Source organism: Flavobacterium sp. GSP27 (genome assembly GCF_003970395.1).
Lineage (GTDB): Bacteria > Bacteroidota > Bacteroidia > Flavobacteriales > Flavobacteriaceae > Flavobacterium.
The window spans coordinates 124,076-137,675 of sequence record NZ_RYDP01000003.1 but is presented as its reverse complement, the minus strand read 5'-3'; the positions used below and the strand labels follow the sequence as shown (position 1 = coordinate 137,675).

At 35.4% G+C, this 13,600-nt stretch carries 11 protein-coding genes; 7 read left to right on the top strand and 4 right to left on the bottom strand.

The features are described from left to right. Window positions 1-99 precede the first annotated feature (99 nt). Window positions 100-2,694, top strand: coding sequence for an ATP-dependent chaperone ClpB (gene clpB / locus EKM05_RS04150; RefSeq protein WP_126553666.1), 2,595 nt, complete (start codon window positions 100-102; stop codon window positions 2,692-2,694). A gap of 155 nt (window positions 2,695-2,849) precedes the next feature. Here clpB and EKM05_RS04145 read toward each other — a convergent pair whose 3' ends face one another. After that, on the bottom strand, window positions 2,850-3,317 hold the full coding sequence (locus tag EKM05_RS04145) for an OsmC family protein (RefSeq protein WP_126553664.1): 468 nt from the start codon (window positions 3,315-3,317) through the stop codon (window positions 2,850-2,852). Between the two features lie 199 nt (window positions 3,318-3,516). Here EKM05_RS04145 and EKM05_RS04140 point away from each other — a divergent pair, with 199 nt between their 5' ends. Then, entirely contained in the window at window positions 3,517-4,386 is an 870-nt protein-coding gene (locus tag EKM05_RS04140) for a DUF808 domain-containing protein (RefSeq protein WP_126515025.1), read from the top strand. A gap of 133 nt (window positions 4,387-4,519) precedes the next feature. Here the strand turns inward: EKM05_RS04140 and EKM05_RS04135 are convergent, their stop codons facing one another. Further along, window positions 4,520-4,801 (bottom strand): hypothetical protein, encoded by a 282-nt coding sequence (locus tag EKM05_RS04135; RefSeq protein ID WP_126452385.1) that lies wholly within the window; start codon window positions 4,799-4,801, stop codon window positions 4,520-4,522. A 327-nt stretch (window positions 4,802-5,128) separates the two neighbouring features. Between EKM05_RS04135 and EKM05_RS04130 the strand changes: the two genes are divergently transcribed. Further along, the gene (locus EKM05_RS04130) at window positions 5,129-6,016 is read left to right on the top strand and encodes a carbon-nitrogen hydrolase (protein ID WP_126462866.1); all 888 of its coding nucleotides are present in this window, start codon (window positions 5,129-5,131) and stop codon (window positions 6,014-6,016) included. A gap of 74 nt (window positions 6,017-6,090) precedes the next feature. Here the strand turns inward: EKM05_RS04130 and EKM05_RS04125 are convergent, their stop codons facing one another. Continuing rightward, entirely contained in the window at window positions 6,091-7,617 is a 1,527-nt protein-coding gene (locus tag EKM05_RS04125; RefSeq protein ID WP_126553662.1) for a choice-of-anchor I family protein, read from the bottom strand. 185 nt (window positions 7,618-7,802) lie between these two features. Here EKM05_RS04125 and EKM05_RS04120 point away from each other — a divergent pair, with 185 nt between their 5' ends. Beyond that, window positions 7,803-8,843, top strand: coding sequence for an agmatine/peptidylarginine deiminase (locus tag EKM05_RS04120; RefSeq protein ID WP_126553660.1), 1,041 nt, complete (start codon window positions 7,803-7,805; stop codon window positions 8,841-8,843). Between the two features lie 210 nt (window positions 8,844-9,053). On the opposite strand, the gene EKM05_RS04115 is transcribed toward EKM05_RS04120, so the two are convergent. Beyond that, a complete protein-coding gene (locus tag EKM05_RS04115; protein WP_126553658.1) occupies window positions 9,054-11,321 on the bottom strand; it encodes a M1 family metallopeptidase in 2,268 nt (755 codons plus the stop codon). Window positions 11,322-11,494: 173 nt separating this feature from the next. Here EKM05_RS04115 and EKM05_RS04110 point away from each other — a divergent pair, with 173 nt between their 5' ends. From EKM05_RS04110 to EKM05_RS04100, 3 genes are all read left to right on the top strand, one after another. Next, window positions 11,495-12,346, top strand: a complete 852-nt coding sequence (locus tag EKM05_RS04110) for an aldose 1-epimerase family protein (RefSeq protein WP_126553656.1) — start codon at window positions 11,495-11,497, stop codon at window positions 12,344-12,346. Window positions 12,347-12,356: 10 nt separating this feature from the next. After that, on the top strand, window positions 12,357-12,908 hold the full coding sequence (locus tag EKM05_RS04105; protein ID WP_126553654.1) for a GNAT family N-acetyltransferase: 552 nt from the start codon (window positions 12,357-12,359) through the stop codon (window positions 12,906-12,908). Window positions 12,909-13,046: 138 nt separating this feature from the next. After that, window positions 13,047-13,598, top strand: coding sequence for a DUF3575 domain-containing protein (locus EKM05_RS04100; protein WP_126462884.1), 552 nt, complete (start codon window positions 13,047-13,049; stop codon window positions 13,596-13,598). Window positions 13,599-13,600 lie beyond the last annotated feature (2 nt).

Below are 13,600 nucleotides of genomic sequence, written 5' to 3'. Positions count from 1 at the left end.
ATCATAAATTTTCCGTCAATTTGTCTGTATTATTGTATTGGAATATATATTGAATATAGTTCGTAAAGTTAAGTAAAAGATACAAAACAATGTACCATCATGAACATAAATAAATTTACAATCAAATCCCAGGAAGCCATTCAGCTTTCCCAACAATTGGCACAAAGCTATGGGCAACAACAAATAGAAAATGAACATATTTTTAAAGCTATTTTTGAAGTCGACGAAAATGTGGCACCTTTTATTTTAAAAAAACTGAATGTAAATGTGCCCTTGTTTCTTCAAATATTAAACAGTACAATCCAGAGTTTTCCAAAAGTTTCTGGTGGCGAAATTATGCTTTCCAGAACTGCAAACACCACGCTTAACGAAGCCGAAATTATTGCAAAAAAAATGAATGATGAATTCGTTTCTGTGGAGCATTTAATTTTAGCAATTTTTGATTCTAAAAATAAAGTATCCCAAATATTAAAAGATCAAGGCGTTACCGAAAAAGGGCTAAAAGCTGCTATCGATGAATTGCGAAAAGGAGAACGGGTAACTTCGGCATCTGCTGAAGAAACCTATAATTCCTTAAATAAATATGCCAAAAATCTTAATGAATTAGCTCGAGCAGGGAAACTCGATCCAGTAATTGGTCGTGACGAGGAAATACGCAGGGTATTACAAATTCTAACCCGAAGAACTAAAAACAACCCAATGCTCGTGGGAGAACCAGGAGTGGGAAAAACCGCTATTGCTGAAGGATTGGCACACCGAATTGTAGATGGAGATGTTCCAGATAATTTGAAAGATAAAATCGTTTATTCGCTTGATATGGGAGCTTTGATTGCTGGCGCCAAATACAAAGGAGAATTTGAAGAACGATTAAAATCCGTGGTGAAAGAAGTGACTTCTGCCGAAGGCGATATAGTTTTATTCATTGACGAAATCCATACCCTTGTGGGAGCTGGCGGTGGCGAAGGCGCTATGGATGCGGCTAATATTCTGAAACCGGCTTTGGCTCGTGGAGAACTTCGCGCCATTGGAGCCACAACATTGGACGAATATCAAAAATATTTTGAAAAAGACAAAGCACTCGAAAGACGTTTCCAAAAAATTTTGGTCGAAGAACCGGATACCGAAAGTGCTATTTCTATTTTGCGCGGAATTAAAGAAAAATACGAAACGCATCATAAAGTCCAAATCAAAGACGATGCTATTATTGCCGCTGTCGAACTATCGCAACGGTATATTACCAACCGTTTTCTTCCAGATAAAGCTATTGATTTAATGGATGAAGCCGCTTCAAAACTGCGTATGGAAATCAATTCGAAACCCGAAGAACTGGATGTTTTGGATCGAAAAATCATGCAATTGGAAATTGAAATTGAAGCCATTAAACGAGAAAAAGACGAAAGCAAACTTAAAATTTTGGGAATGGATTTGGCCAATCTCAAAGAAGATCGCAACGAAATCTACGCCAAATGGAAATCAGAGAAAGACGTTGTCGATAATATTCAAGCCGTAAAAACGGAGATTGAAGACTTTAAATACGAAGCAGAACGTGCAGAACGTGAAGGCGATTATGGAAAAGTAGCTGAAATTCGGTATGGTAAAATCAAGGAAGCGCAAGAACGTTTAGCCATTTTACTCAAGGAATTACAAGAAAACCAATCCGGAACTTCGTTGATAAAAGAAGAAGTCACTCGTGAGGACATTGCCGAAGTAGTGGCTAAATGGACCGGAATTCCAGTAATGAAAATGCTTCAAGGCGAACGAGAAAAACTACTGAAACTGGAAGATGAATTGCATCACAGAGTCGTAGGACAGGAAGAAGCCATTGAAGCCGTAAGTGATGCCGTGCGCAGAAGCCGTGCCGGATTGCAGGACATGAAAAAACCGGTGGGAACCTTTCTTTTCCTTGGAACTACGGGAGTTGGTAAAACCGAATTGGCGAAAGCCTTGGCCGAATACCTGTTCGACGATGAAAATGCGATGACCCGTATTGACATGAGTGAATATCAAGAACGCCACAGCGTAAGTCGTTTGGTGGGTGCGCCTCCGGGATATGTAGGTTATGATGAAGGCGGACAATTGACCGAAGCCGTACGTAGAAAACCGTATTCTGTAATCTTATTGGATGAGATTGAAAAAGCCCATCCGGACACGTTTAATATCTTGCTACAAGTCTTGGATGAAGGACGTTTGACAGATAACAAAGGGCGTTTAGCCGATTTTAAAAACACGATTATCATCATGACTTCAAACATGGGAAGCCAGATTATTCAGGAGAAATTCGAAAATCTAAAAGGAAGTGTGGAAGCGGTAACCGAATTGGCCAAGATAGAAGTTCTAGGGTTGCTAAAACAAACGGTGCGTCCTGAATTCATCAATCGTATTGATGAAATCGTAATGTTCACGCCATTGACTACTAAAAATATAGCTCAAATTGTAGGTTTACAACTAAAAAGCGTAAGCAAAATGTTGGCACAACAAGGCATCACGATGGACGCGACTCCGGAAGCTATTGCCTACTTATCAGAGAAAGGATACGATCCACAATTTGGAGCCAGACCCGTGAAAAGAGTGATTCAAAGAGACGTGCTCAATGAATTATCCAAAGAAATTCTATCCGGAAAAATAACAACCGACAGCATTGTGTTGATAGATGCTTTTGATGGAAAACTGGTTTTTAGAAATCAAAGTGAGTGAGTTTCTTAAGTTTCTAGAAACATTTAAACTTATGAAAACACTGGTCGAAAGGCTAGTGTTTTTTTATACCTTATAATTTTTTTGAAGTAAACCCGCTGATTTGCTTGCCATTTTATAATTAAAATCCACAAAAAAGTAAAAACGACATTCCAACTTTAATTTATACCTGCAACTTCACAAGTTGGAAAGTGTACAATTGGAAAATTACACGAATTGGCTATAAAACAGAGTTTGTTTGCTTTTTTATGCAAGCTAAGTGCCTCTTCTACTTTTTCTTTGTTAGTAATACGAACTTTTGGATTCAGTTTAATCACAATAAAGCGCCCGCTACCGTCGTCCGAAATTTCCAGAGTTGCCTCTGCCTCGTCCGTATAGGTTATCACGTCGATACCCTTTTGTTTACAAACATACAAGTAAGACATCATGTGACAGGATACCACGCTACTCAATAACAGGTCTTCAGGATTGTACAAAACAGGATCTCCTTTGAAAGCTTTAGCAGCCGAAACATTTAAAACAGCCTTACCATCAATAGTTATGGTATGACTTTTAGTATACGTCGCCGCTTCCTTCTTGGAAAAAAGCCAATCTAATTTAGCTTTAAATACATGTTTAAATTGCATACTTATTTTTATTTCAAATGTAATTAAAAACAGTATCGCTACTACAGAAAGATTTTGGGTGAATATTAACTAAAAATTTACCTGTTTTATAAATAGAGTAAATCAAAAAGTAGTAGCTTCGCATCACTAAACAATCAATATGCGTAGATTAGATTTGGGTACAACAATACCAAAATCCGCGCTGTAAAAAACAATCAAAATGGCATCAGGTTTTTTCGCACTATTAGATGATATCGCAGCAATCATGGATGATGTTGCAGTAATGAGTAAAATTGCAGCCAAAAAAACGGCTGGTATTTTAGGTGATGATTTAGCCGTAAATGCCGAGAAAGCTTCCGGATTTATTTCGTCAAGAGAACTCCCCGTATTATGGGCAATTACAAAAGGTTCTTTCCTAAATAAAGTAATCATTTTACCCATCGCCTTTCTACTGAGTGCATTTTTACCGGTAGCTGTTATCATAATTTTAGTACTTGGCGGACTTTATTTAGCTTACGAAGGCGCCGAAAAAATATACGAATACTTCTTCCCGCACGAACATGCAAAACACGAAATTTTAATGGAACTGTTGACCGAGGAACAAATTTTAGCTTTCGAAAAAGAAAAAATCAAATCAGCTATAGTAACCGATTTTATTTTATCCGTAGAAATCGTAATTATTGCATTGGGAACTGTAATTGGTAAACCCATTTCATCACAAATAATGGTAGTTTCCATCATTGCAATCATAGCAACCGTTGGTGTTTACGGCATTGTGGCCCTAATTGTCCGAATGGATGAAGCAGGTTTAAAACTGATGCAACTGAGTTCCAAAGAGAAAAGTTTTTCAAAAACGTTAGGAAATATTCTGGTACAAGCCTTGCCTAAAGTCATCAAAAGTTTATCCGTAATAGGTACAATCGCTTTATTATTAGTGGCTGGTGGAATATTTGTGCATGAAATTCCGTTCCTGCACGACATACTACCACAAATACCGTCCATAATAACTGAATTTATAATCGGCCTTGTATTTGGTGCTATCGTCTTGGGAATTGTAACCCTGTTTAAAAAGATAATTGGCAAAAAGTAAAGACACTTTAGTCTCACTCATGAATATCAACAAAAACTGACTACTATAAATTTGTAACGGCAAGAGCAGAACACTTGCTTGCACAGAAAGTGATCTAAAGAACTGCACCAAAGAATTAAAGAATACCAATATACTAAAACAACTTATATATTCTGTGAATTGGAATCATCACACCTTGCTTTAAGATCACATTTTTGTCTGTAACACCCCAAACCGTTGTGTCAACTATTTTTTTTGATTCGTTATCCTCAAAGTAAATTTTAATTTTTGAATGTTCTAAATTACCCAATGCTAAAGCCCTGTTGATCTCACTTATTCTAGTTTTTATTTCGTCAACATCGTTAAGGACGTCTGTTTGTGGAAATTTAAGAAGAGTTATGTCTTCTTTATCGATGATTTTGAATTCTTCTTTCATAATTGTAAAAATTTAATAAATACTAAATTACAGTATTTTGGTAAAGTAAAAACTTGACCCCTTTTATTCGCTGTAATACTACCTACAAAAATAAAACCTCCTTGTTTTGTTAGTGCCAATTTTATATTAATTTTTTCTATGGCTCAAAATCTGGATGTTTAAAGTAAATGTTCTCTATATCCATGTACAAATTCTTTAAAAGTAAGTGTAAATCTAAAAAAACCAATAAATATGAACAACGACTAATTAAAATCCTAAAAAAAACACATTATCTCTATTTTCTACTCTTTATAAAATTCACTATTTTTGCAGTCTAAAATTTTAGTCATGCCAAACAAGAAATACAAAATAGCAGTCATCCAATTAAACCTTAATGATATTGCCGAAAACAATCTAAAAAAATGTTTAAGTTGGGTTCGTGATGCAGCAAATCAAGGTGCCGAAGTTATTTCGTTGCCGGAATTATACAGCAGTCATTATTTTTGTCAAAGTGAAGATGTAGATAACTTTGCTTTAGCAGAACCTTTGTATAGTACTTCTTTTATCGCTTTTAGTGCTTTGGCAAAAGAATTAGGAGTAGTAATTATTGTTCCTTTCTTCGAAAAAAGAATGGCAGGAATATACCACAATAGCGCCTACATTATTGATACTGATGGTTCCGAAGCAGGATTATACCGCAAAATGCACATTCCGGACGATCCTCATTTTTATGAAAAATTCTATTTCACCCCCGGTGATTTGGGCTTTAAAACGATTCCAACTAAAAAAGGAAAGGTTGGAACGCTGATTTGTTGGGATCAATGGTATCCGGAAGCAGCTCGTTTGACGGCTCTACAAGGTGCTGAAGTATTGTTTTACCCAACCGCAATTGGATGGCATCCACAAGAAAAAGAACAATACGGTGAAAACCAACATGGCGCCTGGATGAGTGTAATGAAAGGACATGCGGTTGCGAATGGCGTTTATGTTGCTGCTGCAAATAGAATTGGCTTAGAACAGTACTTGCCTGATACGGCGGGAATTCAGTTTTGGGGATCTTCATTTATTGCGGGACCACAAGGCGAAATTTTGGCGCAAGCCTCACACGACAAAGAAGAAATCCTGATTGCTGAAGTAGATTTAGACTTACAGGAAAATGTGCGTCAGAACTGGCCATTTTTCAGAGACAGAAGAATTGATGCTTTTGGTGATATTACAAAAAGAGCCATCGACTAAATCGTCATTATATAATTAAAAAATCCCTGCTAAGAAATTATTCTAAGCAGGGATTTTATTTAAAACTTCTACTTTTAATTTAAATCTGGTTGAAATATTTTAACGGTACCGTCACCTTCACTGCTCACCACTACTAAACTTCTTTTGGTTGGACTTTTCGAAGCTGGAATAAAAAGTAACCCTTCTGGTGCATCACCTGTTTTTAAAATCTGTAAAAATTTTGGAGTTGCTGGAATAGTGACATCATACACCATAAGAGCATCTGCTCTTTCCAATCCAACGAAAAGAATAGTTTTTTGTCCCATTTTAGCAACAACAACTGATTCTGGTTCTACTGATTTATCATCACTTCGATTGTCATCATAGACACCAAACTCCTGCGCTTTCTTGTCTAATTCATTTTTACTATCATAAACCATTTCTCCTGTGTTTCCATTCCAAATAGAGAACGAACGGGCTCCAAAAGAAACTAATTCATCAAAATCACCATCGCCGTCCGTATCACCCATTTTGGTATTGATATTCAATCTTCCCATACTTGCCTCAGCTTTTAAAGCCGCCGCATTAGGAAACGCTAATGGATCCAGAACAACCGAAGAGCTGCTAATTCTTTTTACATCTACAGAAGCACTATATTCTCTAGCATCTCCTTCATTTGCAGTAACAAAATAAGGAATATTATTTATTTCAAAATTACTAATTGCATCGGGTTGAAACATTCCTTTAACTTTCCATGTATTAGCCAAAACACCTCCATCTTTATCACTAATGTCAATAGCATTTTCGGCAAGATTGTAGTCTTTAAAACCTAAAGGAAAAATAGTAGTGATCGTTTTGGTTGCCAAATCAATTTTAGCTACTCCGTTATTTTCCTGTAAAGTCACCCAAGCCGTTTTTGAATCAGCAGAAATCGTGATGTATTCCGGTTCAATATCTGAGGCAAAATTATTAGTTGGACTTGCAATTCTGAATCCTTTGGTTTTCAATGTACTCAATTGATTGCTAAAACTTCCGAAATTTAAAGTCGTCACTGCATAATTATTATTGACTGCGATAATCGAAACAGAACCGTCGGGATCTATAGAATACGTATCATTTGGCTCACCTTCATTGGCAGTCATGATATAATTTCCGTCAGGAGAGAAAGTAATCATATCCGGTAAAGCACCAACCGTAATTTCTTTGATGACACTGTACTTAGCCGTATCAAAAACGACCACCTTTCCTGCATCTTGCTTATTTGGTTTTGCTTCTAATGCAACCGCTAATTTGCCATTAAAAGTTGCAACGCTATTTGAAGTTCCATTAAACGGCGTTAAATCGATACTTGCTACAAAAACCGGACTTGATGGATTAGATAAGTCGATAACATCAATTCTATTCGTATTACTGTTGTTTACGGTAAATAACTTTTTAGAAACCTCATCATACGCACTTATTTCAGCAGCTCCGGCACCACCAATCACAATTGAACCAATTTCTTTGAAAGTGGCAGCGTTTTCATTGATAACCAACTCAGGAGATCCCTCTTTATCAGAATCCTTTTCGCAACTTGACAATACCATAATTGCCGCTAATAGTGTAATACCATATTTCTTCATAAGTGTATTTTTAATTTTTATCAAAAATAACTAGCTGAAGACCAACAAGAATTAACTAAATATTATATAATCATTACCAAAACTATTCTTATAAATTTATGAAATATCGGAAATGAATGGTTGCAAACTATTTTAAAATCCTACTGAATGTTTATATTTGCAGACTTTAAAATTAGATATGCTGTATGACTACAAATAATAGAAGATTTCCAGCTGAATGGGAAAAGCAACAAGGCATTTTACTTTGTTTTCCGCATAACGGTAAAGACTGGCCGGGGAAATACGAGACTGTTCAATGGGCTTTTGTAGAATTCATTAAAAAAGCAGCTTCTTTTGAGCAAGTCTTTTTAGTAGTTGCTGATGAAAACCAAAAAGAGAAAGTCAATACGATGCTGGAAACAGCTCATGTTGTGCTAACAAATGTTTCCTACATCATTCATAAAACCAACAGAAGTTGGATGCGTGATTCAGGTCCGATAATTGTCAAAAACGGAACCGAAAGAGAAGCTTTGAACTTTAATTTTAATGGTTGGGCAAAATATAAAAACATTCAATTAGATAAATTTGTTCCTGCCAAAGTAGGAGAATTTCTGAATATTCCTATTACTCAAGTTTTATACAAAGGAAAACCGGTAATTGTAGAAGGTGGCGCGATTGATACTAACGGAAGAGGAACTTTATTGACTTCAGAAGAATGCTTGATGCATCCGGATATTCAGGTTCGGAATCCCAATTTCACTAAAGCCGATTATGAAGCCGTCTTCAAGGAATATCTTGGGATAACCAATGTAATTTGGTTAGGCAATGGAATTGAAGGTGATGATACGCACGGCCATATTGATGATTTATGTCGATTTGTGAATGAAGATACTATTGTGACTATTGTAGAAACAGATCCAACGGATAATAATTACAAACCGTTGCAAGACAATTTAAAACGCTTACAAAATGCCAAACTAGAAAATGGAAAATCACCTATAATTGTGACTCTACCAATGCCAAAACAGCTGGAATTTGATGGCTTGCGATTGCCTGCCAGTTATGCCAATTTTCTAATTTTGAACAATTGTGTTTTGATACCTACTTTTAACGACAGTAACGACCGAAAAGCATTGAACATCCTTGCAGAATGTTTTCCTGATCGAGAAATCATAGGGATCAGTGCTACTGATTTTATTTGGGGTTTTGGAACATTGCATTGCCTAAGCCAGCAAATTCCTGAGTAAATTTAGAATAGAAAAATATAAGACATAAAAAAGACTTGTGGATTTAATTCCTACAAGTCTTTTCTTTTTTTAATATTTTATGACTATTTATGTAATAACCATGGTATAATGTCGTATTTTAAAATTAGGATAAAATTATGTAACAATCTGATTTAAAGCTATTTTACTTAAAGTTAATTCTTTTGACTTTACGACTTTTAAACTTTCGACTTACTTATCTCTTGTAAACGGTATTTTTTGCCCATCAGGAATCAACATATCAAATCCCATTAGACTGTCATTAAATTCAAATTTAAGTCCCGCAAGTTTCGATGCAAACGTATTTTTTCCAGTTGGCTCCACGGAAAAGCTTGGATAATTGGTAATCAAAACATTTAACAACCCATTTTTCTCTGAAAAAACAATTTTTATAGGCGCCATTGATGTAGAAAAAGTTCCTAAATACCCATCCAGAATCACATCTTTTTCAATCAATCCTTTGTCTGCTGTCCAGGTGTTATTTGCTGTGTTGCTGTCCGGTAAAACATGATCCGGATCTAGTGTGATACTTTCGATTTCTTCCGTCGAATTGTGTTTAAAAGACCACGCTTTATTTTTTTGCCAAACTTCTACCGGCAATTGAACGCGCGTTATTTTTCCGCTTTTCGTTTTTACGTCTAAACTTACCGGCATAGCCATTTTTTCGAAGTTTTCAATCGAAATTACAACTCCTTGTTTAGGGTCGTTTTTTACGTATTTGATTGAATTAATCCCTTGGTCTAAACGCCAATTGTATTGAAACCAACCACGCCAGAACCAACTCAAATCTTCTCCAGCAACATTTTCTATTGTTCGAAAGAAATCGTCCGGTTGCGGATGTTTGTATGCCCAACGCTCAATATAAGTTTTCAAAGCCCGATCAAATCGTTCCGGCCCAAGAACTTGCTCTCTTAAAATCACTAATCCTGAACTTGGTTTCGAATACGCCAAAAGACCTATATTAGACTCTTTCATGTTATCCGGAGAACTCATTATGGTTTCCAGATTTGGACTCGTGTACACTTCTGCCCTTTGATGCATATCCGCACGCGGCTCTTTATATTCCCCATTATTAAAATCTACTGAACTCAATGAATTAATAAAAGTATTGAAACCCTCATCCATCCAGGCAAACAGTCTTTCATTGGATCCTACAATCATAGGAAACCAAATATGACCAAATTCATGATCTGTAACACCCCATAAATCTGCTCCTTTTGACTCCCAGCTACAAAAAACAATTCCTGGATATTCCATTCCGCCTTCATTTCCGGCAACATTTGTAGCCGCTGGATACGGATATTCTAACCATCTTTTTGAATAATTTTCTATAGTAGCCTTTGTATATTCTGTGGAACGTCCCCATGCGGCATCTCCGGCACTTTCTATCGGATAAACGGAAATTGCCAATGATTTTTTACCGCTAGGTAAATTGATTTTTGCTGCGTCTAAAATAAATGCTGCTGAAGAGGACCAAGAGAAATCACGGGCATTTGTGATTTTGTAATTCCACGTTTTAGTAGTTGCAGTAATCATTTTTGATGAATTTTCAACTTCGGCAGCAGTACGGATAAAAACTGTTTTATCACTTTGTTTTGCTTGCGCTAAACGCTTTTGCTCTTCGGCAGAATAGACTGTGGTAGGATTCAGTAATTCGCCGGAAGCCACCACAATATGATTGGATGGTGCTGTAATACTGACATCAAAATCACCATATTCTAAATAAAATTCCGACGCTCCAAGATACGGATTCGTATTCCAGCCTCGTACATCATCATACACGCACATACGCGGATACCACTGTGCTATGGTAAAAATTTTTCCATTTTTAGTTTCTAAAACTCCCATTCTGTCTGACCCTTCAAAAGGAGCTATAAACGAAAAGTCGATTTTTATTTTAACTGAACCGCCTTTAGCATTTAATACTTGCGGGAGAAATACCTGCATTCTAGTATCCGTAATAATGTACTTAACTTCTACTTCAGTAGATTTTCCTTTTACAGTAGTAATTACTTTGACTGATTTTATTTTATGTCCGCCATCAAAAATTTGGCCTTGAGCCCCATTTCTACTTCCTGTAATTGGAACAACTGCATTTCCACGGGAATCCGCTTTGAATAAATTCTGGTCTACATTCATCCAAACAAAAGCCATTTTATCCGGACTGTTGTTCGTATAGGTGATGATTCCTGTACCCGAAATTTCGTTACTTTTTTCATCCAGTTTTGCCGTTAATTTATAATCAGCGCTATTTTGCCAATATTCAGCTCCAGGCTGACCACTCGCAGATCGTGTACTTGTTCCGTTTTTGGAATAAAAAAACGGAGCAAAAGTATCATGATAATCGTAGTTAGAAACTGCATTACCGGATGCATTTGCTGGGGTTTGCTGTGCCCAAATAGATGTAAATCCCAATAATAAAGCCAAATGCAGCATGACTCCGCGACGAATTTTTTTCATTTTCTAATTGTTTATATCACAAATTAATGAAAAAAAAGAGGATTTTGAACTATTGAGATCGAATTGATTCCATTATAAATCAATAAAATCATGTTTAAAGCGTATCAGAATTAAAAATTATAAAATATATTTACGCCAGAAAACCATTTTTAAAGTAACCCGAAAAAATAATTTTGACAACTCTAATTAAAAACTCGAATCTCACTGCAGAAATTAAACATTTTGGAGCTGAATTAATTTCTTTAAAAACAAACCACGATAGAGAATACATCTGGGAAGGAAATCCGGTATTTTGGGGCAAGCACGCTCCTGTTTTATTCCCAATTGTTGGGACTTTAAAAAATAATTCCTTTCACTATAATGCAATGGAATATCATTTATCGCGACACGGCTTTGCCAGAGATATGGAGTTTGAATTGATCAATGCAACAGAAAACAGTGCTGTTTTCTCCCTACACTCTTCTGAAGAAACTTTAAAAGCATATCCGTTTGACTTTGAATTGCAAATCATTTACACATTACACGGGCATAATTTATCGATTGCATATAAAGTAATCAACAACGGAAAAACTGCAATGCCGTTTGCTATTGGCGCACATCCTGCTTTTGCTTTGCCAAATCAATTCGAGAGTTATGCTATTGCTTTTGAAAAAGAAGAACCATTGAAATATTATCTTTTGGAGGATGATTTAATTTCAAATAAAACGAAGAAATTAGACGTTCTTAATAAATATATTCCGCTGACGTATGAGTTGTTTGAAAACGATGCTTTGATTTTCAAAACATTAAAATCCAATTCGTTGACTATTTTAGAAAATAAAAATCCAATTCTAAAAATACATTTTGATGATTTTCCAAGCTTAGGAATTTGGACCAAAATAAATGCGGCATTTATTTGTATTGAACCTTGGTTTGGTTATTCGGATACCAATGAAAGTTCCGAAAATCTATTTGAAAAAGAAGGCATTCAAATTCTAGAAACCAAGGAAACGTTCCAATCAAAATACAGTATCGAAATCCTTTAATTACTAAGATATGTTAGCTATAAATTTTAGTCCATTTCCTGATTTAGAAACCGAACGCTTGCTTTTGAGAAGAGTAAACACGAATGACATTAAAGAGATTTTCGCATTGCGATCCAATCCAGAAACTATGAAATATATTCCAAGACCTTTAGTAAAAACGAACGAAGATGCCTTGGAACACATTGCAATGATCGATACAAAAATTGAAGCTAATGAAGGTATCAATTGGGCTATTACGTTGAAAAACAACCCAAAACTTATTGGAGTTATTGGTCATTACAGAATAAAACCCGAACATTATCGTGCCGAAATTGGCTATATGTTATTACCTGAATATCATGGAAAAGGAATTGTATCCGAAGCAGTGAAAGAAGCTGTTAATTATGGTTTTCAAATCATGAAATTGCATTCCATTGAAGCGATGATTGATCCTGATAACGATGCATCTGCAAAAGTTTTAGAAAAAAATGGGTTTGTAAGAGAAGGACATTTAAAAGAAAATGAATTTTTTGATGGTCGTTTTTTTGATACTCTAATTTATTCTCTTTTGAACAAATACTAATTTTATGTCCTTTTTATTTAAAATTTAGTTGCGTGACTAATAAAAATTAAAAACATAAAAACCTTACAGATAAATATTTTACATTTGTCTTTGATTTTCTCCAATAAGCCATTGGTCTAAATAATAGAAAACACTTTTATGAAAAAATTATTTATTGTTTCTTTTTTTCTCTTCTGTATTGTATCCCAAAGTCAAACGTATATAAAAGCAAATGCTATGACTACTTTATTGACCATTCCTAATGTAGGTATTGAAACCAGCATTGGAAAAAAATCTACTTTTCAATTTGATATTACAGCCTCTTTATGGAAATCAATAAATGGTAAACCTAGAGAGTTTTATACTTTCACACCTGAATATCGTTATCATTTCAAAGAAAAATACAATGGTTTTTATGCAGGAGCACATATTGGGGCAAGTATATTTAATTTCCAAAAATGGAATTATATAAATACTACTTTGTATGAAAAAGGCGTTGGATATTTTATAGGTGCAACAATTGGATATCAAATAAAAATAAATGATAAATTTATGTTAGATTGTTTCTTAGGCGGTGGTTCGCATCAAGGTTTTTATAAAGGATATGACTTAGCTACGGGAGAACGATATGAATCGGCGAAAGGGTACAATAAAAGTGGCGAATGGTTGCCCTACAGAGGCGGTTTTATGGTTTCCTATAAATTAAACTAGAT

Coding starts and splice junctions, on each gene's coding strand:
- clpB (WP_126553666.1), top strand. CDS start 100: ATGAACATAAATAAATTTACAATCAAATCCCAGGAAGCCATTCAGCTT.
- EKM05_RS04145 (WP_126553664.1), bottom strand. CDS start 3,317: ATGCAATTTAAACATGTATTTAAAGCTAAATTAGATTGGCTTTTTTCC.
- EKM05_RS04140 (WP_126515025.1), top strand. CDS start 3,517: ATGGCATCAGGTTTTTTCGCACTATTAGATGATATCGCAGCAATCATG.
- EKM05_RS04135 (WP_126452385.1), bottom strand. CDS start 4,801: ATGAAAGAAGAATTCAAAATCATCGATAAAGAAGACATAACTCTTCTT.
- EKM05_RS04130 (WP_126462866.1), top strand. CDS start 5,129: ATGCCAAACAAGAAATACAAAATAGCAGTCATCCAATTAAACCTTAAT.
- EKM05_RS04125 (WP_126553662.1), bottom strand. CDS start 7,617: ATGAAGAAATATGGTATTACACTATTAGCGGCAATTATGGTATTGTCA.
- EKM05_RS04120 (WP_126553660.1), top strand. CDS start 7,803: ATGACTACAAATAATAGAAGATTTCCAGCTGAATGGGAAAAGCAACAA.
- EKM05_RS04115 (WP_126553658.1), bottom strand. CDS start 11,321: ATGAAAAAAATTCGTCGCGGAGTCATGCTGCATTTGGCTTTATTATTG.
- EKM05_RS04105 (WP_126553654.1), top strand. CDS start 12,357: ATGTTAGCTATAAATTTTAGTCCATTTCCTGATTTAGAAACCGAACGC.
- EKM05_RS04100 (WP_126462884.1), top strand. CDS start 13,047: ATGAAAAAATTATTTATTGTTTCTTTTTTTCTCTTCTGTATTGTATCC.